This window comes from Streptomyces sp. S3(2020) (assembly GCF_013044505.1).
In the GTDB taxonomy this organism is placed as follows: domain Bacteria; phylum Actinomycetota; class Actinomycetes; order Streptomycetales; family Streptomycetaceae; genus Streptomyces.
In genome coordinates, this window is the sequence record NZ_JABERD010000054.1 from 21,174 (window position 1) to 46,650 (window position 25,477).

At 70.5% G+C, this 25,477-nt stretch carries 22 protein-coding genes; 12 read left to right on the forward strand and 10 right to left on the reverse strand.

Annotation, left to right across the window (positions count from 1 at the left end):
- The first annotated feature begins 1 nt into the window (after position 1).
- Genes HLK59_RS19200 through HLK59_RS19215 form a run of 4 tightly spaced genes read left to right on the forward strand, consistent with a single transcriptional unit; the run spans position 2 to position 6,442 of the window.
- Positions 2-1,270 carry a glycosyltransferase gene (locus HLK59_RS19200; protein ID WP_171142687.1) on the forward strand — a complete coding sequence of 423 codons (1,269 nt, stop codon included), beginning with the start codon at positions 2-4 and terminating at the stop codon, positions 1,268-1,270.
- Positions 1,267-2,886 (forward strand): phospholipid carrier-dependent glycosyltransferase, encoded by a 1,620-nt coding sequence (locus HLK59_RS19205; RefSeq protein WP_171142688.1) that lies wholly within the window; start codon positions 1,267-1,269, stop codon positions 2,884-2,886. Before HLK59_RS19200 ends, HLK59_RS19205 begins: the two co-directional genes overlap by 4 nt.
- A complete protein-coding gene (locus HLK59_RS19210; RefSeq protein WP_171142689.1) occupies positions 2,883-4,046 on the forward strand; it encodes a glycosyltransferase family 2 protein in 1,164 nt (387 codons plus the stop codon). The genes HLK59_RS19205 and HLK59_RS19210 overlap by 4 nt, the downstream gene beginning before the upstream one ends.
- Positions 4,043-6,442, forward strand: coding sequence for a galactose oxidase-like domain-containing protein (locus tag HLK59_RS19215; RefSeq protein ID WP_171142690.1), 2,400 nt, complete (start codon positions 4,043-4,045; stop codon positions 6,440-6,442). Before HLK59_RS19210 ends, HLK59_RS19215 begins: the two co-directional genes overlap by 4 nt.
- Here HLK59_RS19215 and HLK59_RS19220 read toward each other — a convergent pair.
- The 4 genes from HLK59_RS19220 to HLK59_RS19235 form a co-directional block, all read right to left on the reverse strand.
- Positions 6,429-7,160, reverse strand: a complete 732-nt coding sequence (locus HLK59_RS19220) for a Mut7-C RNAse domain-containing protein (protein ID WP_171142691.1) — start codon at positions 7,158-7,160, stop codon at positions 6,429-6,431. The two genes, HLK59_RS19215 and HLK59_RS19220, sit on opposite strands and share 14 nt — an antisense overlap.
- Positions 7,161-7,193: 33 nt before the next feature.
- Positions 7,194-7,820: a TetR family transcriptional regulator gene (locus HLK59_RS19225; RefSeq protein ID WP_171142692.1), complete on the reverse strand. Its 627-nt coding sequence runs from the start codon at positions 7,818-7,820 to the stop codon at positions 7,194-7,196.
- Between the two features lie 4 nt (positions 7,821-7,824).
- Positions 7,825-9,369 carry a DHA2 family efflux MFS transporter permease subunit gene (locus tag HLK59_RS19230; protein ID WP_171142693.1) on the reverse strand — a complete coding sequence of 515 codons (1,545 nt, stop codon included), beginning with the start codon at positions 9,367-9,369 and terminating at the stop codon, positions 7,825-7,827.
- An 89-nt stretch (positions 9,370-9,458) separates the two neighbouring features.
- Positions 9,459-10,172: a hemolysin III family protein gene (locus HLK59_RS19235; RefSeq protein WP_171142694.1), complete on the reverse strand. Its 714-nt coding sequence runs from the start codon at positions 10,170-10,172 to the stop codon at positions 9,459-9,461.
- Between the two features lie 341 nt (positions 10,173-10,513).
- On the opposite strand from HLK59_RS19235, the gene HLK59_RS19240 reads away from it, so the two are divergent.
- The 7 genes from HLK59_RS19240 (at position 10,514) to HLK59_RS19270 (ending at position 17,786) form a co-directional block, all read left to right on the forward strand.
- Complete coding sequence (locus tag HLK59_RS19240) at positions 10,514-12,337, forward strand: phosphoenolpyruvate carboxykinase (GTP) (RefSeq protein ID WP_171142695.1); 1,824 nt, start codon at positions 10,514-10,516, stop codon at positions 12,335-12,337.
- Positions 12,338-12,591: 254 nt separating this feature from the next.
- Positions 12,592-13,578: a serine/threonine-protein kinase gene (locus tag HLK59_RS19245; protein ID WP_171142696.1), complete on the forward strand. Its 987-nt coding sequence runs from the start codon at positions 12,592-12,594 to the stop codon at positions 13,576-13,578.
- Positions 13,579-13,663: 85 nt separating this feature from the next.
- Positions 13,664-14,020 carry a hypothetical protein gene (locus HLK59_RS19250; protein WP_240982509.1) on the forward strand — a complete coding sequence of 119 codons (357 nt, stop codon included), beginning with the start codon at positions 13,664-13,666 and terminating at the stop codon, positions 14,018-14,020.
- A gap of 115 nt (positions 14,021-14,135) precedes the next feature.
- Positions 14,136-15,032, forward strand: coding sequence for a hypothetical protein (locus tag HLK59_RS19255; RefSeq protein WP_171142698.1), 897 nt, complete (start codon positions 14,136-14,138; stop codon positions 15,030-15,032).
- Between the two features lie 25 nt (positions 15,033-15,057).
- Positions 15,058-15,819 (forward strand): hypothetical protein, encoded by a 762-nt coding sequence (locus HLK59_RS19260; RefSeq protein ID WP_171142699.1) that lies wholly within the window; start codon positions 15,058-15,060, stop codon positions 15,817-15,819.
- A 3-nt stretch (positions 15,820-15,822) separates the two neighbouring features.
- Entirely contained in the window at positions 15,823-16,614 is a 792-nt protein-coding gene (locus tag HLK59_RS19265) for a PP2C family serine/threonine-protein phosphatase (RefSeq protein ID WP_171142700.1), read from the forward strand.
- On the forward strand, positions 16,611-17,786 hold the full coding sequence (locus tag HLK59_RS19270; protein ID WP_171142701.1) for a hypothetical protein: 1,176 nt from the start codon (positions 16,611-16,613) through the stop codon (positions 17,784-17,786). Before HLK59_RS19265 ends, HLK59_RS19270 begins: the two co-directional genes overlap by 4 nt.
- A gap of 148 nt (positions 17,787-17,934) precedes the next feature.
- On the opposite strand, the gene HLK59_RS19275 is transcribed toward HLK59_RS19270, so the two are convergent.
- The 6 genes from HLK59_RS19275 to HLK59_RS19300 form a co-directional block, all read right to left on the reverse strand.
- The gene (locus tag HLK59_RS19275; protein WP_171142702.1) at positions 17,935-18,528 is read right to left on the reverse strand and encodes a hypothetical protein; all 594 of its coding nucleotides are present in this window, start codon (positions 18,526-18,528) and stop codon (positions 17,935-17,937) included.
- Positions 18,515-20,044 (reverse strand): VWA domain-containing protein, encoded by a 1,530-nt coding sequence (locus HLK59_RS19280; protein ID WP_171142703.1) that lies wholly within the window; start codon positions 20,042-20,044, stop codon positions 18,515-18,517. The genes HLK59_RS19275 and HLK59_RS19280 overlap by 14 nt, the downstream gene beginning before the upstream one ends.
- Positions 20,041-21,270, reverse strand: coding sequence for a toxic anion resistance protein (locus tag HLK59_RS19285; protein ID WP_171142704.1), 1,230 nt, complete (start codon positions 21,268-21,270; stop codon positions 20,041-20,043). Before HLK59_RS19285 ends, HLK59_RS19280 begins: the two co-directional genes overlap by 4 nt.
- Before the next feature lie 17 nt (positions 21,271-21,287).
- Entirely contained in the window at positions 21,288-22,352 is a 1,065-nt protein-coding gene (locus tag HLK59_RS19290) for a hypothetical protein (protein WP_171142705.1), read from the reverse strand.
- A gap of 247 nt (positions 22,353-22,599) precedes the next feature.
- On the reverse strand, positions 22,600-23,019 hold the full coding sequence (locus tag HLK59_RS19295) for a hypothetical protein (RefSeq protein WP_171142706.1): 420 nt from the start codon (positions 23,017-23,019) through the stop codon (positions 22,600-22,602).
- A gap of 88 nt (positions 23,020-23,107) precedes the next feature.
- Positions 23,108-24,319, reverse strand: coding sequence for a pyridoxal phosphate-dependent aminotransferase (locus HLK59_RS19300; protein WP_171142708.1), 1,212 nt, complete (start codon positions 24,317-24,319; stop codon positions 23,108-23,110).
- Between the two features lie 687 nt (positions 24,320-25,006).
- Between HLK59_RS19300 and HLK59_RS19305 the strand changes: the two genes are divergently transcribed.
- A complete protein-coding gene (locus HLK59_RS19305; protein ID WP_171142709.1) occupies positions 25,007-25,447 on the forward strand; it encodes a hypothetical protein in 441 nt (146 codons plus the stop codon).
- Positions 25,448-25,477: the final 30 nt, after the last annotated feature.

Below are 25,477 nucleotides of genomic sequence, written 5' to 3' on the forward strand. Positions count from 1 at the left end.
GTTGCTGACGTCTGTCTTCATCGCCGCCGTCTCGCTCGCCTTGTTCTGGATGGCGGCGTTCACCCTGTGGTGGCAGATGCACGCGTGGCGTACGCCCGAGGTGCTCGCCTCCACCCGGTTCAGCAGGCCGGACGGCGGCGAGCACGTGTCGTTCTCGCTGCTGCTGCCCGCGCGGCACGAACAGGCCGTGCTGGACCACACCATCCAGCGGCTGCTGGAATCCAGCCACACCGACTTCGAGATCATCGTCATCGTCGGGCACGACGACCCGGAGACCACGGCGGTGGCCGAGCGGGCCGCGGCGCGTGACCCCCGGGTCCGTGTCGTCGTCGACACCCACGAGAAGAAGAACAAGCCGAAGGCCATGAACACGGCGCTGCCGCACTGCCGCGGCGATGTCGTCGGGGTCTTCGACGCCGAGGACCAGGTCCACCCCGAGCTCCTCGCCCATGTCGACCACGCCTTCAGGACCACCGGGGCCGACGTCGTCCAGGGCGGAGTGCAGCTCATCAACTTCCACTCCAGCTGGTACAGCCTGCGCAACTGCCTGGAGTACTTCTTCTGGTTCCGCTCCCGGCTGCACCTGCACGCGCAGAAGGGGTTCATCCCGCTCGGCGGCAACACCGTCTTCGTACGGACCGACACCCTCAAGGAGGCCGGGGGCTGGGACCCCGACTGCCTCGCCGAGGACTGCGACCTGGGCGTACGGCTCTCCAGCGTCGGCAAGAAGGTCGTCGTCGCCTACGACTCCGACATGGTGACCCGGGAGGAGACCCCCGGCTCGCTCATGTCGCTGCTCAAGCAGCGCACCCGCTGGAACCAGGGCTTCCTCCAGGTCTACCGGAAGGGGGACTGGAAGCAACTCCCCGGTCTGGGACAGCGGTTGCTCGCCCGCTACACCCTCATGACGCCGTTCCTCCAGGCCTTCTCCGGTGTCGTCATCCCGCTCAACGCCGCGATCGCGCTCTTCCTCGACGTGCCCGTCGGCGTCGCCTTCATCACCTTCCTGCCGGCCGTCACCGCCCTGGTCACCTTCGTCTTCGAGGTCGTCGGACTGCACGACTTCGGCAAGCAGTACGGCCTTCGCGTCCGCTTCGTCCACTACCTCAAGCTCGTCGTGGGCGGCCCCTTCTACCAGGTGCTCCTCGCCGGGGCCGCCGTCCGCGCCGTATGGCGTGAGCAACGCGGCCGGACCGACTGGGAGTTGACCACTCATGTCGGCGCGCATCTGAACGAGACACCGGCAATCCGAGAGGACGTCCCTGCGTGACCTCCACCCTCCCCGCGGTGACCGCTCCCCAGGTCCCCGCGCAGCGGCAGCCTGCGCCTGAAGCGCGTTCGACCAGTCGAACGACGCCGTCGGTGCGCCCCGACCTCCTCCTCTGCGGTGTGCTCCTCGTCGCGATCCTCACCGTCCAGGGCTGGAACATCGCCGACTACCCGACCCTCAGCGACGACGAGGGCACCTACCTCGCCCAGGCCTGGGCCGTCCAGGAGGGCAAGGGCCTGGCCCACTACACCTACTGGTACGACCACCCGCCGCTCGGCTGGATCCAGATAGCCCTGCTCACCTGGATACCGAAGATGCTCAGCCCCGAGTCGATGACCGTCGGCTCGATGCGCGCCACGATGCTGCTGATCAGCGGGATCAGCGCGGTCCTCGTGTACGTCCTCGGACGCCGGCTCTCCCTGCCGCGCTGGGCCGCCGGGCTCGGCATGGCCCTGTTCGGGCTCTCCCCGCTCTCCGTGGTCCTCCAGCGGGAGATCTTCCTCGACAACCTCGCGGTGATGTGGACGCTCCTCGCGTTCACCCTCGCCGCGTCCCCGAGCCGCCACCTCTGGCACCACTTCGGTGCGGGCATCGCCGCCGCGACGGCCGTCCTCACCAAGGAGACGATGCTCGTCGTCCTGCCCGCGCTGCTGCTCACCATGTGGCGCCACAGTCACCGGGACACCCGTAAGTTCGCCCTCACCGGCGCGATCACGGCGTGCGCGCTGATCGGCTTCGCGTACCCGCTCTTCGCCCTGCTCAAGGGCGAGTTGCTGCCCGGCAGCGGGCATGTGTCGCTCTGGGACGGGGTCAAGTACCAGATGACCAGGCCCGGTTCGGGCTTCATCCTCGACCAGGGGTCCGGCTCGCACGGGGTGCTCCAGTCGTGGCTCTACTACGACCGGGTCCTGCCCCTGGGCGGTCTCGTCGGCGCGCTTCTGCTGCTGGTCACCTGGCGCTGGTCGGTGACCGCCCGCGCGCTGGCCGGACCGGCCCTGACCGTCGCGATCCTCGCCGCGCTCGCCCTGCGCCCGAGCGGCTATCTGCCCGCGATGTACGTCATCCAGGCCCTGCCGTTCCTCGCGCTCGTCCTGGCCGGGGGCACCGCCTCCGTCGCCCACGCCGTCCTGCGCAGAAGCCACCGGCTGCCCCGGGGAGGCCGGTACGCCCTCGCCGCCGTCCTCGCGATCGGCGCCGGCGCCTATGTCGTACCGCGCTGGTACGACGGCGACCGCACCGCCGTCACCGCCGACGCCAACGCGCCCTACCAGGCCGCCTCCAAGTGGCTGGCGACCGAGGTGGAGCGGCCGGAGAAGGCGCGGGTACTCGTGGACGACGCGCTCTGGCTGGACCTGGTGCACGCCGGGTACCGGCCGGGGCTCGGCGCCATCTGGTTCTACAAGGCCGACCTCGACCCGGCGGTGACCAAGACGATGCCGAACGGCTGGAAGGACCTCGACTACGTCGTGGCCTCCCCGACCGTGCGGCGCGACGCGGCCGACCTGCCCAACGTCAAAGCCGCCATCCAGCACTCGACGCCGGTCGCCGTCTTCGGCACCGGTGCGGACCGGATCGAGATCCGGCAGATCCAGACCGTCTCCGGAGGCGTTCGATGACCCACGAGTACACCGCGCCCGTCCCGGACGTACGGGCGACCGAGATCCCCGAGCCCGGTGCCGTCACCATCGTCGTGCCGACGTACAACGAGTCCGCGAACATTCGTCAACTCCTGCGTCAGATCACCGAGTCGGTGCCGTCCCGGCTGCCCTGCGAGGTCGTCTTCGTGGACGACTCCACCGACGACACCCCCGAAGTGATCTACGAGGCCGCCAAGGACTGCCCGTTCCCGGTGACCGTGCTGCACCGGGACGAGCCGGTCGGCGGGCTCGGCGGGGCGGTCGTGGAGGGAATGAAGGCGGCCGGGTCGGACTGGGTCGTCGTGATGGACGGCGACTGCCAGCATCCGCCGTCCCTGGTACCGGAGTTGGTCGCGACGGGAGAGCGGGCGAACGCCGGGCTCGTCGTCGCCTCCCGGTACATCAAGGGCGGCAGCCGCGCCGGGCTCGCCGGCAGCTACCGCGTCGCCGTGTCCAGAGCGGCCACCTGGCTGACCAAGTCCCTCTTCCCGCGCCGGCTGCACGGCATCAGCGACCCGATGAGCGGCTTCTTCGCGATCCGCCGCAGCGACATCACGGCCGACGTCCTGCGGCCCCTCGGCTACAAGATCCTCCTCGAACTCGCCGTCCGCAGCCGCCCCCGCGCGGTCACCGAGGTGCCCTTCGTCTTCCAGGACCGGTACGCGGGCGAGTCCAAGTCCAGTGCCCAGGAGGGGCTGCGCTTCCTGCGCCACCTGGTCGGTCTGCGCACCGCCTCGCCGGTCGCCCGCATGGTCGGCTTCGGCCTGATCGGCGCGACCGGCTTCGTGCCCAACCTGCTCGGGCTGTACGTCCTCACCGTCCTCGGTATGCACTACGTACCGGCCGAGATCCTCGCCAACCAGCTCGGCGTCGCCTGGAACTTCCTGCTGATCGAGCATCTGCTGTTCCGCGACCGCCGCCTCCACCGGCGCTGGTGGGACCGCGCAGGGCGGTTCGCCCTGCTCGCCAACGCCGACCTGGTGCTGCGCATCCCGCTGATCGCGCTGTTCGTGCACCGGTTCGGGATAGGCGTGCTGTCGGCCACCGCGCTCGCGCTGGTGACGACGTTCGTCCTGCGCTTCGTCGGGACCGAAGCGCTGGTCTACCTGCCGCGCAGAAACAGGAGCCGCACCGTATGAAGCTCAGACGGAGAACCGCCCTGCTCGGAGTGGGCGCCCTCACCGCCGGCCTTCTTCTGATCACACCTCAGCCCGCCTCGGCCGCCAACCTCATCCAGAACCCCGGCTTCGAGACCGCCGGCACCGGCGACATGCCGTTCTGCTGGGAGAAGTCCGGCTGGGGCGACAACGACTTCACCTTCACCACCACCTCCGACGCCCACTCCGGCTCCAAGGCCATGAAGGTCGAGCTGACCCGCCGGGCCGACGGCGACCGCAAGGCCCTGATCACCGAGTCGACGGCGTGCGCCCCGGTCGTCACCGCGGGCAAGCAGTACGACCTGAGCCTCTGGTACAAGTCGACGACCCCGGACACGGCCCTCACGCTGTTCCGGCACGACACGACGGCCGGCTGGCAGTACTGGACGGACCTGAAGACCCTGGAGCTCGCCGGGAGCTGGACCGAGGCGAGCGTCCGCACGCCGGAGGTCCCCACCGGTACCGACCGCATCACCTGGGGTGTCTCCGTCTACGGCACCGGATCCGCCACCACCGACGACTACACCATGGAGCAGGTCGCCGACCCCGTCCCCGTACCGCAGTGCACGGGCACCGCCGAGCAGTGCGCCAACGGCCGCTGGGACGTGCTGCCCACCCAGAACCCGGTGCGCTCCATGCACTCCGTCGTCCTCAACAACGGCAAGGTGCTGCTGATCGCGGGCTCCGGCAACAGCGAGGAGCAGTTCAACGCGGGCACCTTCACCTCGGCCGTGTACGACCCGGTCAACGGCACCTACAAGGTGATCCCCACCCCGAAGGACATGTTCTGCTCCGGGCACGTCCAGCTCCAGGACGGGCGCGTGCTGGTGATGAGCGGGAACAAGGCGTACCCCGTCGCCGGCGGACACGGCTACGAGGGGTTCAAGGACTCGTACGTCTTCGATCCGGTCACCGAGACTTACAGCAAGACCAACGACATGAACGACGGCCACTGGTACCCGTCGGCGACGATCCTCGGCAACGGTGACGTCATCTCCTTCGGCGGGCTGCGCGAGGACTCCACCGGTTCGGTGACCGCCGAGCTGTGGTCGGACGCCGAGCAGAAGTGGCTGGAGCTCTGGAAGGTCAACCAGACCTGGTCGTACTGGGGTCTGTACCCGTCGATGATCCTGATGCAGGACGGCCGTCTCTTCTACTCGGGCAGCCATGTCTTCGGCAACAACATCCCGGGCACCGGCAGTGCGATCTACGACTACGACGCCAACACGATCACACAGGTCCCGGGGCTCCAGAACAAGGACGAGCGGGACCAGTCGGCGAGCGTGCTGCTGCCGCCCGCGCAGGACCAGAAGGTCCTCACGATCGGCGGCGGCAACATCGACTCCAACCCGGACGCGAACCGGCTGACCGACGTCATCGACCTCAAGCAGGCCGGCCCGTCCTATGTCGCCGGGCCCCCGCTCCCGCAGGGCACGGTCGACGTCGGCAACGGCAAGCAGGCGCAGACCGGCAACCAGGGCAAGATGTACGTCTCCGCCGTACTGCTGCCCGACGGCAAGGTGCTGGAGACGGGCGGTGCGCTGCACAACCGGGCGGACCCGGTGTACGAGTCGTCGATCTACGACCCCGACACCAACACCTTCGACCCGGTGGCCGCCGACCCCGAGGCCCGCGGCTACCACTCCTCGGCGTTCCTGCTGCCGGACGGCCGGGTGATGACGACCGGCGACAACCCGGGCAACGGCACCTGGAACCACAACGTGTCGATCTACACCCCGCCCTATCTCCTCAAGGGCGCGCGTCCGGCGATCACTTCGGTCATCGACACCGAGTGGACCTACGGCGACACCCAGCGGATCACCGTCGACCGGCCCATCGCCAAGGCCGAGTTGATCCGCCCGGCCGCGGTGACGCACTCCTCCGACCCGAACCAGCGGTTCGTCGATCTGCCGCTGTCGGTGGACGGCGACAACGTCGACCTGAACGTGACGAGCAACCCCGACCTGGCCCCGCCCGGCTGGTACATGCTCTTCGCGGTCGACGCCAACGGAGTGCCGTCGGTGGCCAAGTGGGTCCATCTGCAAGGACCTTCGGCGCTCAGCGCGACGGACGCCTCGGCGCATGTGCACTCCTTCGCGGACTCCCTCGAAGGCAAGGTCACCAAGCCCGGCAAGAAGCGCGCCTCGCAGAAGGTCCCGGTCACCGTCTCCGGCTGCGACCGGCACTACGGCTCGATCAACGTCTGTGTGCCGACCGACTTCCCGCCGACCGTGAAGGCCACCACCAAGGCCCGCTGCGACTGGCTGAGGAAGAACGACTACGGCCGCCTCAAGGTCAACGGCAAGGACGACCCGCTGCGGCTCGACCGCAACGGGGACGGGATCGCCTGCGGAAAGGCGGACCTCAGGAAGCGTTAGGGAAGTCCGCCAGGGCGCGCGCCACGATGGCCTCCAGCTGTTCGTGGTGCGCGCCCTTCCAGTACGCGCGCCCGCACTGGGTGCACTGCGCGAACACGTCGTACGACCGGTGCGTGCCGCCCGCCAGCTGGTCCGCCACCTCCTCCTTGGTGGCCTCCCTGAGCAGGCCGTTGCAGGCGGTGCAGCGCGTCCAGGGCCGTAGCTCGGGGCGGAACCGGTCGAGGATGTCGCGGAGCTGCTCCTCGGGGCGGGTGCTGTAGACGTAGGCGCCGGCCCACAGTTCGCGGCGGCGCAGCAGACCCCGGTCGCGGCTGAGCATGACCCGCTGCTGGACGGCGGAGCGGGTGGCGAGGGCCGGGTCGCCGATGTCCGTCGACTCGTACGCCGTGTCCACGCCGAGCAGCCGCAGTCGGCGGGCGAGGGTGCCGAGGTGGACGTCGAGGAGGAAGCGCAGGGGGGCGCCGGGCACCCGCTGGGGGCGTTCGACGTCCCGTACGGCCACGGAGTCGCCGGCGGCGGGGACGTAGGACCTGGGTACCTCGCGGCCCGCCACCAGGAGGGTGCCGACCTCGGTCAGGGGTACGCCGAGGGACTCGACGACATGGCCGAGGGTCGAGACGCCGTCGGTGATGACCGTGGTGGAGCCGTGGCGGCGTTCGTGCGGGACGAACAGGGCCAGCCTGAGGGCGAATTCGACGTGGATCTCCGGTCCGTTCACCCGGTCAGGATGTCACGGCCGAAGGGTGCCGCCTCAGGTGTTTTTCGTGGGGAGGCCGTGGTCCATGACGTGCAGGGCGCGGTCGAGGAGAGCGTGCAGATCGTCCTGCATGCCGTTCTCCGCCCAGTACTGGTAGATCTCGGTGAGACCGCCGATCAGGGACATCGTGTAGACCCGTACCTCCAGGTCGTCCGCGTCCCGGCCGGTGCGTTCGGCGATCGCCCCGGCGAGCAGCCGGCCGGTGACGGCGTTGCTCTCCATCATGCGGGCGCGCACCGCCGGCACCTGGATCATCAGATGGGCGCGCAGCCGGGTGATCTCGTAGTCGATGTCGGAGAGATCGAGGGCCCGGTGCAGGATGTACCGCACGGACTCCATCCACGGCTCGCCCTCCGGCCGGGCACGCAGCTCCTCCAGCATCACGGGGTCGTACTCGTCCGTGAGGACGATGTCCTCCTTGGTCGGGAAGTAGCGGAAGACCGTGGACGGCGACACCTCGGCGCGCTCCGCGATCTGCTCGACCGTGGTGGCCTCGTAGCCCTGTTCCTCGATCAGCGCGTAGGTCGCGTCGCGGATCGCCGTCCGGGTCTTGATCTTCTTCCGCTCGCGAAGTCCCAGCTGGGGGGCGTCGGTGAGCGGGAGGGGGCGTGCGGGTGTCATGGGTTCATTGTCGGGCATCTGCCTGCGGGGCCACCATGTCCGGGGTGTCCGCGCTCTCGCCGGCCTTCTGCTCGCCCGGCAGGAACGCCGCCGCGAGCAGTGCCGACACGAGGGCGGCGGCGCCGCAGACCAGCAGTACGACGCCCATGCCGTGGACGTAGGCGCTGTTGGCGGAGGCCGCCAGGTCGGCCGCAGCGGTCCGTTCGGCGACGAGGTGCGCGGCGACCACGGACTCCCGTGCGGTGTCGGCCGCCCGGTCCGGCAGGCCCGTCACGTCGAGGCGGTCGCGGAAGGCGTTGGACAGCAGGCTGCCGAGCAGGGCGATGCCGATCGCGCCGCCGACCTGGCGCAGTGTCATCAGCAGCCCGGAGCCGCTGCCGGCGCGGTCGCGGGGCAGGGCGCCCAGCGCGTTGCCCATGGCCGGCATGAGGGAGAAGCCGAAGCCGAGGCCGGTGACGGTGAGCCACAGGGCGGTGTAGCCGTAGCCGGAGTCGACGGTCGTACGGCTGCCGAGGAACGCGGCGAACGCCAGGACGACCAGGCCCGCGCTCACGGTGGCGCGGCCGCCGAAGCGGACGGCGGCCTGCGGGGCGGTGCGGGAGGCGATCAGGATTCCGCCCATCATCGGCAGGAGCCGTATGCCGGTGCCGAAGGCGTCGTTGCCGAGGACGGCCTGGAGGTAGGGCGGCAGCACGAAGAGGAGGCCGGACAGGACGAACATGACCAGGGTCGCGGCGATCGTGTTGAAGAGGAAGCCGCGGTGGGCGAGCAGGGTCATGTCGAGCATGGGGCGCTCGACGCGGCGTTCGCGCAGGACCAGGGCGGTGATGAGGGCGACGGACGCCGTGAGCATGGCCAGGACCAGCGGGTCGCCCCAGCCGCGGGTGGGCGCCTCGATGATCGCGTAGACCAGGGCGCCCAGGCCGGTCGCGGTGAACGAGGTGGAGACGGTGTCCACCTTGGGGGAGGCGGGGTCGCGGGTCTCGGGGAGCAGGAGGACGCAGGCGGCGATGCCGATCGCGGCCATCGGGACGTTGACGAGGAAGACCGAGCCCCACCAGAAGTGGTTGAGGAGCCAGCCGCCGATGATCGGGCCGAGCGGCAGGCCGAGGGCGGAGGCGGCGGAGACGATGGCGGTGGCCTTGGGCTGCTCGTCGCGGGCGAACAGCGTGGGCAGCACGGAGAGCGCGAGCGGGGTGATGAGGGCGGCGCCGACGCCCATCAGCGCGCGGGCCGCGATGACCCAGTTCACGTCCCCGGCCAGGGCGCCCACCAGCGAGCCGGCGAGGAAGACGCCGAGCCCGGCGATCAGCATCCGCCGCCGTCCGAAGCGGTCGCCGAGCAGTCCGGCGGGGAGCATCAGCGCCGCGAACACGATGACGTACGCGTCCGCCATCCACTGCTGCTGGCCGGTGGAGGCGCCGAGGTCGGCGGCCATGGTCGGCAGCGCCACATTGAGGATCGTGGTGTCGAAGCCGAGGGTCAGCATGCTCGCGACGAGTGCGGCCAGTGCCCACCAGCGGCGGGGATCAGAAGTGGAAGTTTCCATGAAATGAGAGTAGCTCTCAAAAAGTAGTTCCTGTCAACAAAAAGAGGGCCACGGCTTGAAGCCGTGGCCCTGCGATGTGGTGTTCGGTGCTACGCGTGCTGGTACGCCACCAGCGAGATCCCGACGTAGTGGACGACGAAGGCCGCCAGTGTGAGCGAGTGGAAGACCTCGTGGAAGCCGAAGAAGCGCGGGGAGGGATCCGGGCGCTTGAGGCCGTAGATCACGCCGCCCGCGCTGTAGAGCAGGCCGCCGACGATCACCAGGACCAGGACCGCGATGCCGCCGGTGCGCATGAAGTCGGGCAGGAAGAAGACCGCCGCCCAGCCCATCGCGATGTAGCAGGGGGTGTAGAGCCAGCGTGGGGCGCCCACCCAGAAGACACGGAAGATGATCCCGGCCAGCGCGGCACCCCAGATGCCCCACAGCAGCCACTGCCCCTTCGCGCCGGGCAGGAGCAGCATGGTCAGCGGGGTGTAGGTGCCCGCGATGATCAGGAAGATGTTGGCGTGATCCAGTCTGCGCAGGACGCCGTCCATGCGCGGACTCCAGTTGCCCCGGTGGTACAGCGCGCTCACGCCGAACAGCAGGCAGGCCGTCAGGGCGAAGATCCCGCAGGCGATACGGCCCCGCGTCGAGTCCGCGAGGGCGGTGAGCACCAGGCCCGAGATGAGCACGGCCGGGAACATGCCGAGATGCAGCCAGCCCCGGAGCTTGGGCTTGATCTCTTGCGGCAGGGAGAGCGCCACGGGGCCGCGGCCGGCGGCCGGCGAGTCCAGAGGCGCGTCGGAGGCGGACGCAGTCATGCACGGCATCGTACCTACGGAACCGTAAGTTGCGGATGAGTGCGGGCCTTGAAAAGGCTGAGAGTGGCCATCATCTCACGGCAGTTGACGCCACGGTCGCGCGGTCAAGGAACCGTCAAGTGAACCCAAAGTGTGTGGATGGCGCCACCCTGTAAACACCCAGGCACGTGGCAATCCTCACTCCGCTCAGGTGTGAGGCCTTCTGGACAGATGGGCACTCGGGACGCATGATCAGATGAGTGCGGTCGGCACCGGATGAGCGCCAAGGTCACCACCGAGAAGCATCCGGGTCGCAGCCCCCACGGGGCCTCCAACAAAAAATCCCTCATTTAGGAGCAATCGTGGCGCGCGACATCGCGGCTCCCCCCGTCATCCCCACCCAGCACAAGGAACTGGTCTCGTGGGTGAACGAGATCGCAGAACTGACGCAGCCGGACAGCGTGGTCTGGTGTGACGGATCCGAGGCCGAGTACGAGCGCCTGTGCGGGGAGCTCGTCGAGAAGGGCACCTTCCGCAAACTCGACCCCATCAAGCGCCCGAACTCCTACTACGCGGCCTCCGACCCGACCGACGTCGCGCGCGTCGAGGACCGCACCTTCATCTGCTCCGAGAAGGAAGAGGACGCCGGCCCCACCAACCACTGGAAGGCCCCCGCCGAGATGCGGGAGATCTTCGCCGGCGACAAGGGAGTCTTCCGCGGCTCCATGAAGGGCCGGACGATGTACGTCGTCCCGTTCTGCATGGGCCCCCTCGGCTCGGACCTCTCCGCCATCGGCGTCGAGATCACCGACTCGGCCTACGTCGCCGTCTCCATGCGCACCATGACCCGTATGGGGCAGCCGGTCCTGGACGAGCTCGGCTCCGACGGGTTCTTCGTCAAGGCCGTCCACACCCTCGGCGCCCCGCTGGCCGAGGGCGAGGCGGACGTCCCGTGGCCCTGCAACTCCACGAAGTACATCTCCCACTTCCCCGAGAGCCGCGAGATCTGGTCCTACGGCTCCGGCTACGGCGGCAACGCCCTGCTCGGCAAGAAGTGCTACGCCCTGCGCATCGCGTCGGTGATGGCCCGCGACGAGGGCTGGCTCGCCGAGCACATGCTGATCCTCAAGCTCACGCCCCCGCAGGGTGAGTCGAAGTACGTCGCCGCCGCCTTCCCGAGCGCCTGCGGCAAGACCAACCTCGCCATGCTGGAGCCCACGATCTCCGGCTGGACCGTCGAGACGATCGGCGACGACATCGCCTGGATGCGGTTCGGCGAGGACGGCCGCCTCTACGCCATCAACCCCGAGGCCGGCTTCTTCGGCGTCGCGCCCGGCACCGGCGAGCACACCAACGCCAACGCGATGAAGACGCTGTGGGGCAACTCCGTCTTCACCAATGTCGCCCTCACCGACGACAACGACATCTGGTGGGAGGGCATGACGGAGGAGACTCCCGCCCACCTCACCGACTGGAAGGGCAACGACTGGACGCCGCAGGCAGGCGTCCCGGCCGCGCACCCCAACGCCCGCTTCACCACCCCCGCCGCGCAGTGCCCGATCATCGCGCCGGAGTGGGAGAGCCCCAAGGGTGTGCCGATCTCCGCGATCCTCTTCGGCGGCCGCCGCGCCACCGCCGTACCGCTGGTGACCGAGTCCTTCGACTGGAACCACGGGGTGTTCCTGGGCGCCAACGTGGCCTCCGAGAAGACCGCGGCCGCCGAGGGCAAGGTCGGCGAACTGCGCCGCGACCCCTTCGCCATGCTGCCGTTCTGCGGCTACAACATGGGCGACTACATGGGCCACTGGGTCGACGTCGCCAAGGACAAGGACCAGGCGAAGCTCCCGAAGATCTACTACGTCAACTGGTTCCGCAAGAACGACGAGGGCAAGTTCGTCTGGCCCGGCTTCGGCGAGAACAGCCGAGTCCTGAAGTGGATCGTCGAGCGCCTCGACGGCAAGGCCGAGGGCGTCGAGACCCCCATCGGCGTGCTGCCGGCGAAGGGCGCGCTGGACACCAAGGGCCTCGAACTCTCCGAGTCCGACCTGGACTTCCTCCTCACCGTCGACAAGGAGATCTGGCGCGAGGAGGCCGCCCTGGTCCCCGAGCACCTCAACACCTTCGGCGAGCACACCCCGAAGGAACTGTGGGACGAGTACCGGGCGCTGGTGCAGCGCCTGGGCTGAGCCCGCCCACCGAAGACTCCGCGGCCGGTTGGGATATGCCCTGACCAGCGATCGTCACGACCGGCCGCGGTGACAGCCGACGAGGTTCCGTACAACGGCGTACGGAACTTGAGGCCTGTCGTCGCTCTCCCGTCCGCCCCGACGGGAGAGCGACGACAGGCCTTCGTCTTTTTCCCCCATCACCTCTGTGCGGACCGGGATTTCGCGGGACACTCGGGACATCCTGCAACGAACCCCGAAATGAGGTGAACGGGGTGCGCACACCGGTCAGCGATCCCTTGAAGGTGGGGCCCTACCGCATCGTCGGACGGCTCGGGTCCGGCGGCATGGGCTGGGTGTATCTCGGGCGGTCGCCCGCCGGACGCGAGGTGGCGGTCAAGGTGGTGCGCCCCGAACTGGCGGCGGAGTCCGAGTTCCGGGAACGCTTCGCGCGCGAGGTCGCCGCCGCCCGGCTGGTCGGCGGCGCGTACACCGCGGCGGTGATCGACGCCGACACCGAGGCCGAACTGCCCTGGCTGGCCACGATGTACGTCCCCGGCCCCTCGCTCGCCGAGGCGGTCCGCACGGACGGGCCGCTGCCCGAGGACCAGGCACGCCGGCTCGGCGCGTTCCTCGTCGAGGCGCTCCAGGCCGTGCACGCGGCGGGAGTCGTGCACCGCGACCTCAAGCCGTCCAACGTGCTGCTGGCCTCCGACGGACCGCGCGTCATCGACTTCGGGATCTCCCGCGTCGACGGGGCGCCCGGCCTCACCAGGGTCGGACTCGTCGTGGGCACACCGCCGTTCATGTCGCCGGAGCAGATGAAGGGGGCCCGGGTCGGGCCGGAGAGCGATGTGTTCTCCCTCGGCGGAGTGCTGGTGTACGCACTGTCCGGCCGCCCGCCGCACGGGACGGGGGACGCGGTGCGCTACCAGGTCGTCTTCGGCGACCCCGACCTGGACGGCGTACCGCACGCCCTGCGTCCGCTGATCGCGCGCTGCCTCGCCAAGCGGCCCGAGGAACGGCCCCGGCTGGCGGGGCTGCTGACCGAACTGCTGGAGGAGGCCCCGCAGTCACCCTCGTGGCCACCGCCCAAGGTGCGGCGGACCATCGAGATCCGGGTGGGCGAGCTGGCCGCGCGCCGCGCCTCCGGTACGAGCGTGTCCGTGCCCTCCTGTCTGATGCTGCACGCCCAGGCGCTGCTGGACGCCGGACTGACCGATGCGATGGTCGCCCGGGCGGTGGGCCGTGGCACCGTCTGAGCCCTCGACCGGCCCGGCCCATGAAATCGGCACGCACTGGCGGCAGTTGGTACGGAACTGGGGTACCGGGCGGAATTTCCATGCCGTGACCGACACCGATTCCGTGTCCCTGCAATTCGATCTCGAGGAAACGGGACGCACGCTCACGGTCAGATTCATGACCACCAAGCGGCTGCTCGTCGCCTTTGTCACGGATGGGAATTATCTGCGCCATGACCAGCTGGCCGTCGCCGCGGCCGCGTCGAACGCGTGGAATACCGAACAGTTGAATCCCATGCTCTCCGTGTGGGATGTGCGGGGGCCGCGGCCGTGTCTCGCGGGGGTGTGCGATCTGCCGCTGACCTGCCGGGTCACCCAGGCGGACTTCGATGCTTTGGCCAGCGATTGGGTGGAACGGGCGCGACAGATGTTCACCCGTTGCCATGAGGTGTTCCAGTTGTAGAAGGGGAACGCGGGAAAGCGTAAACCCCTTTCGGGGAAGGGGTCGTTGGCTCCAATATGAGCGAGGACCGTTTCGGGTCACGGGGGTGTCCATGGGGCGAGTGCTGCGTTGTGCCATGATTCTCGGAATTCTCTTCGCGCTGGTACCCGCGGTTTCCGCGACGGCGGAAGACGGCTGCGACGGGGACTTCGCGGCCCGGCTGAAGTGCTGGACGGAACGGTCCGGCGACCAGGTCGTCACGCTCACCCTCGATCACGCGCTGCGGCTCGACGGCACCAAGGAGGGGCGCGAGCAGATCGTCACGGCCGTCGCGGGGCGGAGCGAGAGGCTGGAGGTCCAGGTACCGGCCGGTGTCTCCACCGGCGAGGGCGGAACCCTGCTGCTCGTGCTGGCGGACCGGGAACGCCGGCTCGTCGACCCGGACGCCAGGATCGACCGACTGTCGTCGAGCACCCTCAAGGAGTTCACCGACGTCTGCACGGCAACACGAAAGCCGCTGTGCGACCTGATCGGCCCCGGAGAGCCGGCGCAGGTGTCCGGCGAAACCCTGATCAACAGCAGACAGGTCACCGAGCACCGCTCCCACGTCGCCGGTTCCCAGGGCGACACGGACAGCGCCGTCCAGAAGTGGCTCCTCCCCGGCACCGCCACCGTCCTCGCCCTCCTCCTCGCCGCCCTCTTCGTCCTCGTCCGCCGCACCCACCGCCCCGCGGTCGCCACCGCCACCGCAGCCGCCACCCCGGACCCCGAGCGCACCACCCGCCTCCGCGTCACCCCGCACCGCCGGACTCCCGCACCCCGCAGCGGCCCCACCCGCCCCGCCGTCGTCCGCACCGACCTGCACCCGCAGGGCTACGTCGAACTCGACCGCGTCCTGTACCGGGCCCTGTGGGCCGAGCCCGGGCAGACGCCGCCACCGCCCGGCTCGCGCGTCGACGTCGCCCCGGAGCCGGACTCCGACGTCCTGCAAGCCTTCCCGCCCGCCGCCGGGCGCCACGCCCACGCCCGTTGACGTACCGCTCCACCAGGAGACGCCCATGTCCAGCGAATACCCGCCCACGCTGCCGGCGGAGTACGCCGACATCGAGTTCGAGAACAACGCGCAGCGGCTGCCGCTGGTGCTGTGTCTCGACACCTCCAGCTCCATGGCGGGCCCGCCGATCCAGACGCTCAACAACGCCCTCGTGGAGTGGACGCGCGAACTCCACGACGACGTGGCCCTCAGCTACAGCGTCGAGGTCGCCGTCGTCACCTTCGGCGGGCAGGGGGTCGCCGCCTGGCGGGGTCCGCAACCCCTCGCGCCCGGCGCCCCGGTGAGCCCCTTCGTGCCCGCGCACATGTTCCGCCCGCCGCAGCTCGGCGCCGCGGGCGTGACGCTGATGACGGAGGCCCTGGAGCTGTCGATGCACATCGTCGCCGCCCGCAAGGCCGAACTGCGCGCCTCCGGACTCCAGTACTACCGCCCGCAGATCTGCCTGGTCACCGACGGCATCCCGACCGACGCCACCGGCCGCCGCACCGACACCTGGCACCGGCTGGTCCCCGTGCTCGCCGACGAGCAGCAGGCCCGCCGCTTCCGGCTGTACGCGATCGGCGTCGGCGGCATCACCGACACCGGCGAGCAGGTCCTGCGGGCCTTCGCCCCGAAGTTCAACGCCACCATCCACGGCTTCCCGTTCCGCGAACTGCTCCAGATGATGTCCGCCAGCGCCAACGCCGAACAGAAGGGCGCGGGCGACGAGGTCTTCGAGAAGATCTTCAGCCAGTTCAAGACCCAGCGCCCCGCCTGGGAGAGCTGAGCGATGGGCAGGGCCGGCTGGCGGATCCACGGCATGAGCGTCGAGGGCTACCGGCACCGCAGGGACGGTCTGCCCTGCCAGGACGCCTGCGCCCACGTCGAGTCGGGGCCGGTCGTGGTGCTCGCCGTCGCGGACGGCGCCGGCAGCCGGCCACGCTCCGACGAGGGCTCACGGCTCGCGGTGGAGCTGGCCGCCGAGCACTTCGTACGACGGGCCGCCGCGGCCGTGGACAGCCCGCCCGGCGAGGCCGTGCACGACCTGCTCGCGGACGCCTTCCACGACGTCACCAAGGTGTTCCTGGACACCACGGGCGCGGCCGCCGCCGACTTCGCGACCACCCTCACCGTCGTCGTGCTGGCCCCGGACTGGCTCGGCCATCTCACCGTCGGCGACGGCTTCGTCGTCCTGCGCGCGGGCGCCGGGGACGGCGAACCGCAGTTCCATCTGCTGCCGCAGGCCGCGGACGCCAGCGAGTACAGCAACGAGACGGTCTTCCTCACCTCGCCCGACGCGGCCCGCTGGATGCGCACCGACTGTGTGTGCGACCCGGGGATCGACGGCGTCCTGCTCTCCACCGACGGACTCGCCCAGGCCGCGCTCTCCCGCACCGGCGGCGGCACCCCGGCCCCCAACGCCTCCTTCGCCGACGCCGTCTTCCGCTCCCTCGACGGCCCCGGACCGGTGTCCGACTCCGCGCACGACAACCTGGCCGCACTGCTCAGGTCGGACCGGCTGACCGCGCTCAACGCCGACGACAAGACACTGCTGCGGGCCGTGCGCAAGGCGCGGCCATGAGCGGCCGCGTGGTCCACCTGGACGGGAAACCCGTCGTCCTCGCCGAGCAGCCCCTGAAGGGCGGCGGCCAGGCGGCCGTCTTCCCCGTCGAGGGCGACCACGCGACGGTCGTCAAGCTGTACCGCGACCCGCCGGGCCCCGACCAGGAGCGCCGGCTGGCCCGCATGCTGACCATGTCCCCCCTCGCGGCCCGCCCCACCGACCGCTCCCAGCCGCCCGAGCTGGCCTGGCCCACCGCGATGGCCCGCAGCCCCGAGGGCGCGTTCCTCGGCTACGCCATGCACCGGTTCGGCGAACCCGAACACGTCCAGCTGGTCGGCCTGTTCACCCGCGCCCAGCGCCTGCGGCTCTTCCCCCAGGCCGACTGGCGCTTCCTGGTCGGCGTCTCCTGGAACCTCGCCTTCATGACCGCGCGTATGCACCACGACCACCTCGTCATCGGCGACTTCTCCAGCAGCAACGTCGTCGTCGACGCCAACGGCTTCGTCACCTTCCTCGACTGCGACTCCATCGCCTTCACCGACCCCGTGACGGGGGAGCCGTTCCCCTGCCTGATGCACACCACGGACTACTCGGCCCCGGAACGCCAGGCGGGCGGCCCCGCCACCCGCTCCAGCGACGACTTCGCCCTCGCCGTCCTCGTCTACCAGCTGCTCACGGCCGGCAACCACCCCTTCGGGGGCGTCCCGCACGACAGCACCTCGGAGTCGACCGTCAAGGACAACATCGCCGCCAGCTGCTCCTACGTCGTCCGCCCCGAGCAGGTCGTCATCCCGCGCGGCACCATCGACCCGTCCGTCCTCCCGCCCGACCTGCTCACCCTGGCCCGCGCCGCCTTCGGCCCCGGCGTCCACGCCCCCGCCGCCCGCCCGCCGGCCGAGGCATGGCTGCGCGCCCTAGACAAGCAGCGCGCGCACATACGGGTGTGCCAGGCGCGGCCGCTGCACGCGTACGGCGCCCATCTGCCGGACTGCCCGTGGTGCGTACGGGCCCTGCGCACCGGCCACGACGTGTTCAACGGCCCCCGCCCGATCCCACTGCCGCCTCCGCCGCCGGTGCCGCAGGAGGTGCCGACGGGAACCGGGTCCGGTGCGCTGAAGGTGGCCTGCCTGCTGTTCGCGCTGGTGGTGTTCCTCGTGATCGCGGCCGTCGCCCTGAACAACGGGAACTAAGCGCTCCGCTGGACGGACGGCGAGGGGGCGTTGTCCGTCCGCGGCGCCGTCGTGGCCGGTCGCGCCCGCGCGGCGGTAGCCGCACATCGATACAGCCCCGCGCCGCTTCGGGGCGCGGCCGAACCGTAGCCGACTTCGCCGGACCCGCTCAGTTCGCCCGGTCCTCCAGGTACCGCGTATGCGATTCCTGCCGCCGCGCCTCCGTCTCGCGCAGCGCCGCCGCCAGTTGCTCGGCCTCCTCCTGGAGGAGGGTGAGCTGTCGCTCCAGATGCCGTTCCGGTGCCTCCTGGCCCGGCGCCAGACGCGTCCACCACCGGGTGCGTACGAAGGTGTCGACGGCCTCGGGAACGTCCTGCCGTACCGCCCGGGAGAGCGTGTGCACGCCCTCCGGATCGTGCGCGAGCAGCTCGGTGGACCAGCCGGGGTCGAGCAACGCGCCCAGCAGTGCGGTGAGTTCGGTGAGACGGCCGGCCGCGGCGGGCGGCAGTTCGATCTCCGCCAGGTACCCCTGAAGGGTCCCGAAGTCGCCGCGCAGGGCGTCCAGTCGGGCGGAGGCGTCCGGGAAGTCCGGCAGCGACGGCCGCTCCGGCGGCGCGATCAGCGCACCCGCGCCGTACAGCCCCGCGACGACGACGGGCCAGTACGGGCCCGCCACCCCCGCGAAGGTCAGCCCCAGCCCGGCGATCCCGCACACGCTGCCCGCGATGTTCTTGCGGGACTCCAGATATCTACTGATAGCCACGGATCTCCTCGAAGGCGCCGTCCAGCGAGCCCTCCTGGGCGTCGAAGAGACGGCCGCCGGTCAGTTCGGCGATGTGCTCCAGCTCCTCGCGGTCGGAGTCGCCGAAGACGATGGGGAAGACCGGGATCTGCCGCTGCGAGGGGCCCAGCAGTCCGTAGAACCCCTCGAACTCCCGCGCCGACCGCCCCGTGGTGTTCTCGCCGTCCGTCATCAGCACGATCGAGGTGAACATGTCCCGTTCGGTGCGGAGTTCGTCGTACGCCTTCTCCAGGGAGGTGTAGATCGCGGTGTCGCCCTCGGCGGTGAGCGTCCGGACGTCCCTGCGGACGTCCTCGGCGCCGGTGCGGGGATCCGGATCCATGGCGTAGCGCCGCACCTCCTTCACCGCTGATCCGAACGGCATCAGCGTGACCTCCTCGCGGCCCCGGAAATCGGCGCTGACCTCGGTGAGCGCCTTCTTCAGCCGTGCCAGCCGGTCGCCCTCCATCGAGCCGGAGGTGTCGAGGACGTACACCGTCCGGGAAGGACGGCGCAGCTCGTTGTCGTACGAGTCGAGCAGCCCGTCGGCGACGGAACGGCTGCCGGGGAAGGGCAGTTCACGCCGTCGGTCGGTGCCGAGGCCGGACGCGGGGGCGACCGAGGGGACCACCGGACGGCGGTGGGTGCGCTCGGTGATCTCGCGCTGGATCTCCGGGGTGCGCAGGGCCTCGGCCAGCCGGCGGACGTCGTCGCGCCGCGCGGCGTCGGCGGAGGCGAGGGTGGAGAGCGGGTAGTCGGCGGTGACGACTCCGTCGCGGGGGCGGATCACGGTCAGACCCGGGATGCCCTTGAGGACGGATTCGTAGTTGATGAGCGCGTCGACGTTGCCGCGCCTCTTGTACGCCGATGCCAGCCAGCCCGACGATCCCGAGGTCAGCTGCTGCCCCTGGAAGAACTCCTTCAGCCGCGGTGCCGCCTTCTCGACGTCCGCGTCGGTGAGAGCGGACTGGGCGCCGGAGAGGGCCGAGGCGACGGAGACCAGCGCGGAGAAACCGGAGTTGGAGACGGTGGGGTCGGTCATGCCGTAGGTCAGCCGGTCGTCCCTGGCTGCCTGCGCGACCTTGGCCCATGTGACGTCGTCGGGCTTCCAGCCCAGTTCACGCAGGGTGGCCGGCTTGACGCCGATGGCGACCGGGCTGGACATGACCGGAGTCTCCGACACCACCCGCCGGGCGGCTTCCGGGCGCAGCCGCAGATAGTCGTCGGAGGACAGCCACACCGCCTGGTACCACTTGTCCGCCTCCCCCTTGGCGAGCGTGTCCACGGCGTCGAGGGTGCCCGTGTAGAACAGCTTGACGTCGACGCCGATGTCCGCGCCGACCCGTTCGACGATCGGTTCCATGTCGCTGAGCTCGCTGGAGGCCAGGATCCACAGGGAGCCGTCGCCGGGCCCCTCCTTCTCCGTCTCCCGCGGGGCGGCGGTGCAGCCCGAGAGCAGGGCGGTCACCGCGAGGACGTAGACCAGCGCTCGTCTCATCCGAGTCCGCCCCCTTCCAGCGCGCCCTGCGACCGGCTGCGCTCCAGATACGCGGAGGCGTGCTGGAGTTCGGAGGTCAGGGACTCCACGGTGGCCGCCATCACCTCGGTCGCCTGCACCTTGTAGGTGTCGATGGCGTCGAGCGTGCGGTAGATCTGCTGGAACGCGGTCCGCAGGGTCTCCGCGCCCACGGCCGGGTCGGCGGCGATGCGCTGGATCTCCCCGCTCTGCGTGGCGAGCATCTCCGCGTTGCCCCGGATGAGGTCCTCGGTCGTCCCACGCAACGCGTTGACCTGCTCGATGACCTTCTTCTGGTTGTCGAGCGCGGACGCCAGCATCACGGAGATCCGCAGCGCCGACACCGTGGTCGTGGCCGCGCGGTCGACGCCCTTGATCAGCTCCTCGTTGTTGCGTCGTACGACGTCCATGGCGAGGTAGCCCTGGGCGCACACCGCGAGCTGGGTCAGCAGGTCCTGGTGCTTCTGCCGGACCGGGAAGAGCACGTCGGCGCGGAGCGAGTCGGCCTGCTGCGGATCGGGGACGGCGCCGATGTGCCGCTCCACGGCCGCGTCCAGGGCCTCGGTGAGGACGACGTACTCCTGGAGCTTGCCCATGCTCTCCCACAGCCGGACCCGCTCGGTCTGCAACGCGGCGTTGTCGCGCCGCAGTTCGTCCTGTCCGCCGCGCAGCGACCCCACGATCCGGTTCAGTGTCCCCTGCGCGGAGGAGTACTTGGCGATGTGGTCGCGCACCTTGTTGCCGCCGGGCAGCCGGGACAGGAACTTCCGTCCCTTGGCGGCCGGGAGGTCCCGCGGGTCCAGGTCCTCCACCACCCGCCGCAGTTCCACGAGCGAGCCCGCGACCTGCGACTGGGCGTCGCCGCCCTGGTCGGGCAGGCTGCGGATGGTCCGCTCCAGCATCCGGTTGGACTGCGAGGCCGCGGTGCGCATCTCACCGGCGCCGAGCGCGGTGATCTCACCGACCTTGCCCGCGAACTCGGGCGAGCGGGCGTCGAGGACGGCGAGTCCCGCGACGTAGTCGGCGGCCTTCTGCGCCATGCCGCTGCGGACGCCCTCGTCGACGGGGACGAGCCCGCCGGCCCTCTCCCGCGGCACGGGTGCCACCGCCTCGGGCGGGGTGAGCGTGAAGACGTCCTCCCCGCTGAGGGTGTGCTGCCGGCTGCTGTTCTGGCTGGTGTTCTGACTGGTGTTGCCGAAGTCGCTCATACGATCGATCCCCCCGTTCATCCCCGCGCCCGTCGCGCCAGCTCGTGCAGCACCGTGGAGGTGGGCACGGGCGCCTGGCGGACACCGGTCAGTTCCTGCTTGAGATAGGTGCCGGCCGAGGCGAACTCGGCGGCCGCGCCCTGCGGACGGAACCCGTGCCGGACCTCCAGCTCGCGCAACTCCGGTGCGGTGGAGAGGAGTTCGGCGAGCGCCCGGCCGTTCTCGGTCAGCGGTACGACGGTGTGGTCGCTGTTGACCGTGGTGTCCGGGTAGAGGACGACCAGGTCGTCGGGCCGCTGTCCGTCCGCCAGAAGGGAGGCGACCTGCGACTCGTAGACGAGGACGAGCGGGTTTCCGGCCCCGCTGACGAAGTCCCGGAACGCCGCGTCGGTGCTGGTCTGCTGGGCGCCCTGGACGCTGATCAGCTTGCGCAGCAGGGGAGTCGACTTCTGGATCTCGGCATCGCCGGCGACCACCTTGCCGCCGTTGTCGACGTAGGAGGCGGCGGCGAGGTAGAGGGCGCCGGAGTTGGAGGACTCCGGGTCGGTGCTCGCGAGGTAGAGCGTGCCGCTCAACTCGCCGTACTTCGCGGCCCCCTTGAGCTGCTGCCAGGTGCGGTCCTCGCGGGCCGCGTCGAGATAGGCGGCCATCTTGAGCGTGCCGCGGTGTCCGGTGTCCAGCGTGGCGAGCCCGTTGCCCGCGAGCACCTCGGCGGCGCTCTGGTGCGCCACGACGACGAGGGGCGAGTAGAAGGGTCGCGGGAGTGTCCCCGACACCTTGTACTTCGCGGCGAGTTCCACGGCCGGCGCCTGGCTGGAGGGAAGGGCGAAGTCGTACCCCTTGAGGTCCAGCCCCTCCATGGCCCAGGACCCGGAGGTCTCGGCCTTCACGGTGAACCCCTTGGCGGCCAGGGCCTTCACCACATCAGGATCGGCGAAGAACTCCGCCTTCTCCGATCCGATCACTCCTCGCACGGTCTTCGTTGCCGTGCTCCTGTCCCCGGTGTCCCGGCCCGCTGCGACGGCTACCGCCACTCCGCCGATCAGCAGGACCGCGAGGACGATTCCGATGATTCGTCTCACACAGGCAGAGTGCTCGCGGAACCCAACATTCCCCGGCGGGGTGAGTGAACGGGGGGTGTCATACCCACTCCAGTACTGCAACGCGGATAGGGGCGCGGGGAACTGCGCGATCAACCACGACGGACGAGCAGTCGCAAGACGACATGAACCCCTACGGCGAGAAGGCGCCGCGGCTCAAGCCAACGCGGTGTGTGGCACCTGGCCCGCGCGTCGCTGCGGGTGCACGCGGACCAGGGCCGTTCTGGGGTCAGCCGGCCGCGGTCAGCTCGCGCGGCTCGGCCAGCGCGGCGGAGTGCGCGTCCATGCGTTCGGCCGCCAGGATCGCCGCCGCCGTGTCCGCACGCGATGCCGCCACCACCAGCGCGCGCCCCGCCAGGGCATGTGCCCGTCGGTGCAGAGACGCGAGCCGGCTGTCGCCCTTGCCGGAGGCGCGGGCCGGAGTGCTGCCGGCGCGCAGACGTGTCACCTGCGCGGCAAGGCGCTCCGCGGCGGCATCCAGCTCGGCCGAGGGCGTGGCCGCCCGCAGCTCGTCGGTCACCGCCAGCAGCGCCGCCAGATGCCCCGCGAGCTGGAACTCCAGCTCCTCCTCGCGGGTCCGGTGCGGGAAGTCGGACGTGGTGCCGGCCATCGTGCTGTGGACCGACTTGGTGCGGATCGGTTCGTACATGGGATGGCCTCCTGTGCTGTCAGGAAATCATCCTAGCTTAGATTCAGTCTAAAGTTGAGCGGCGGGGACGGATTGCGGAGGGATTGCCCTACGGCTGGCTGTAGCCGTCCAGGAAGTTCCCGATCCGCGTCACCGCGTCCCGCAGGTCACGGGCCGTCGGCAGGGTCACGACCCGGAAGTGATCGGGCTCGCTCCAGTTGAAGCCGGTGCCCTGGACGACCATGATCTTCTCGCGCCGCAGCAGGTCGAGGACCATCTGCCGGTCGTCCTTGATCTTGAAGACCTTGGGGTCGAGCCGCGGGAAGAGATAGAGCGCGCCCTTCGGCTTCACACAGCTCACGCCCGGGATCTGGGTCAGCAGCTCGTACGCCACGTCCCGCTGCTCGCGCAGCCGCCCGCCCGGCAGCACCAGGTCGTTGATCGTCTGGCGCCCGCTGAGCGCGGCCACGACCCCGTGCTGGCCCGGCATGTTCGCGCACAGCCGCATGTTCGCGAGGATGGTGAGGCCCTCGATGTAGGAGTCCGCGTGCGCGCGCGGCCCGGAGATCGACATCCAGCCGACCCGGTAGCCCGCGACCCGGTACGCCTTCGACATGCCGTTGAAGGTGAGGGTCAGCAGGTCGGGGGCGACGGAGGCGGTCGGGGTGTGTGTGGCGCCGTCGTAGAGGATCTTGTCGTAGATCTCGTCCGAGCAGACCAGCAGGTTGTGGCGGCGGGCGATGTCGGTCAGGCCCTGGAGCATCGCGGTGTCGTAGACCGCGCCCGTGGGGTTGTTCGGGTTGATGATCACGATCGCCTTGGTGCGGTCGGTGACCTTGCGCTCGATGTCCGCGAGGTCCGGCATCCAGTCGGACTGCTCGTCGCAGCGGTAGTGGACGGCGGTGCCGCCGGACAGGGAGACCGCGGCGGTCCACAGGGGGTAGTCCGGGGACGGGACGAGGACCTCGTCGCCGTCGTCCAGCAGGGCCTGCATCGCCATCACGATCAGCTCGGAGACGCCGTTGCCGACGAAGACGTGCTCGACGTCGGTCTCGATGCCGAGGGTCTGGTTGTGCATGACGACGGCGCGGCGCGCCGCGAGCAGGCCCTTCGCGTCGCCGTACCCATGGGCCGAGGACACGTTCCGGAGGATGTCCTCCAGGATCTCCGGCGGGCACTCGAAGCCGAAGGCCGCCGGGTTCCCGGTGTTCAGCTTGAGGATGCGGTGACCCGCCGCCTCAAGCCGCATGGCCTCCTCGAGAACCGGGCCCCGGATCTCGTAACAGACGTTGGCGAGCTTGGTCGACTGGATCACCTGCATGTCAGGGAGCTTACGGCGGGGTAACGCTCCGTGGGTCGTGTTTTCCACCACGCGAGACGGTGTGGTTTGGGCGGTTATCGCCGGTAGCTGTCCCAGGGGCCCCTCCCGTCCTTACAATCCGCGGCCATGTCGAGGCCGACGGAGCAGGGCAACGGGACGCTTGGCGTGAACGCAGCGCAGACGCCGCCGAGGGTGTACCAACCGCGCAGCGGGGTCACCCCGGCCTACGAGGAGTACGCGGATCCGGCGACGGCACACGGCTGGCAGAACGCGTACGACGAGACGGCCGAGCTGCCCCGGACGGAGCCGGCCGCCCCGGAGCCGACGGCCCCGGGCTCCGGCGGCCGGGCGGACCGACGCCGGGCCGCCCGCCGGGCGGCGAGGGGCTCGGTCCTGCGCAGCGGCGGGGGCGCGGACGCGCCGCGGGCGGGTGCTGCGGATGCGCCGGGGACGGGAAGCGCGGGCTCAGGGGGTCGAGGTGGTCCGGGCCCGTTCTGTGCCGGTGGTCCGGATGCGCCCTCCCCAGGTGATGCGGACGCGCCCCCGGGGTCAGGCGTGGGGGTCCCGGGCCCCGGTGCGGGTGGATCGGGCGGGCTCCCCGCGGGTGACGCGGACGCGCCGCGGGTCGGTGGTGCGGGCTCGCGTCGGGCGGGGCGTCGGGGCGTTTCCCGTTCCGGTGGCCGTGGCGTGTCCGGCGCCGATCGCCCGGACGCACCCCCGACCCGCGCCCCCCGCTCGCGCCGCGTGGCCATGGCCGCCGGTGCGGTCGGAGTGGTGTCCGTGGCCGCCCTGGTCGCGGGCCTGTCGTTCGCGGGCTCCGCCCCCGAGCCCTCGCAGGGCAGGGAGAAGGGCAACCCCTCGGGGACGGCCGAGCCCGCGGACCCGGCGGCTTCGTCCCCCTCGTCCTCTTCGGCGGTCCCCGGCGGGACGGCCTCCGGCGCACCGGCAACCGGCGCGAGCCCACCGGCGGTGGCGCCCACCGGGAGTCCGGCGGGCGACCCGACGGTGAGCGAGAGCCTCTCGGTGACCCCCTCCACCACCACCCCTTCGGCGGCCTCCTCCTCCGGCGCCCCCGGCCCGGGCAACGGCAAGGGCCGCGGCCAGGGCAACGCGAAGGCGCCCAAGTAGCCCCCGCGCTGGGTAGGTTGACCCCGTCGA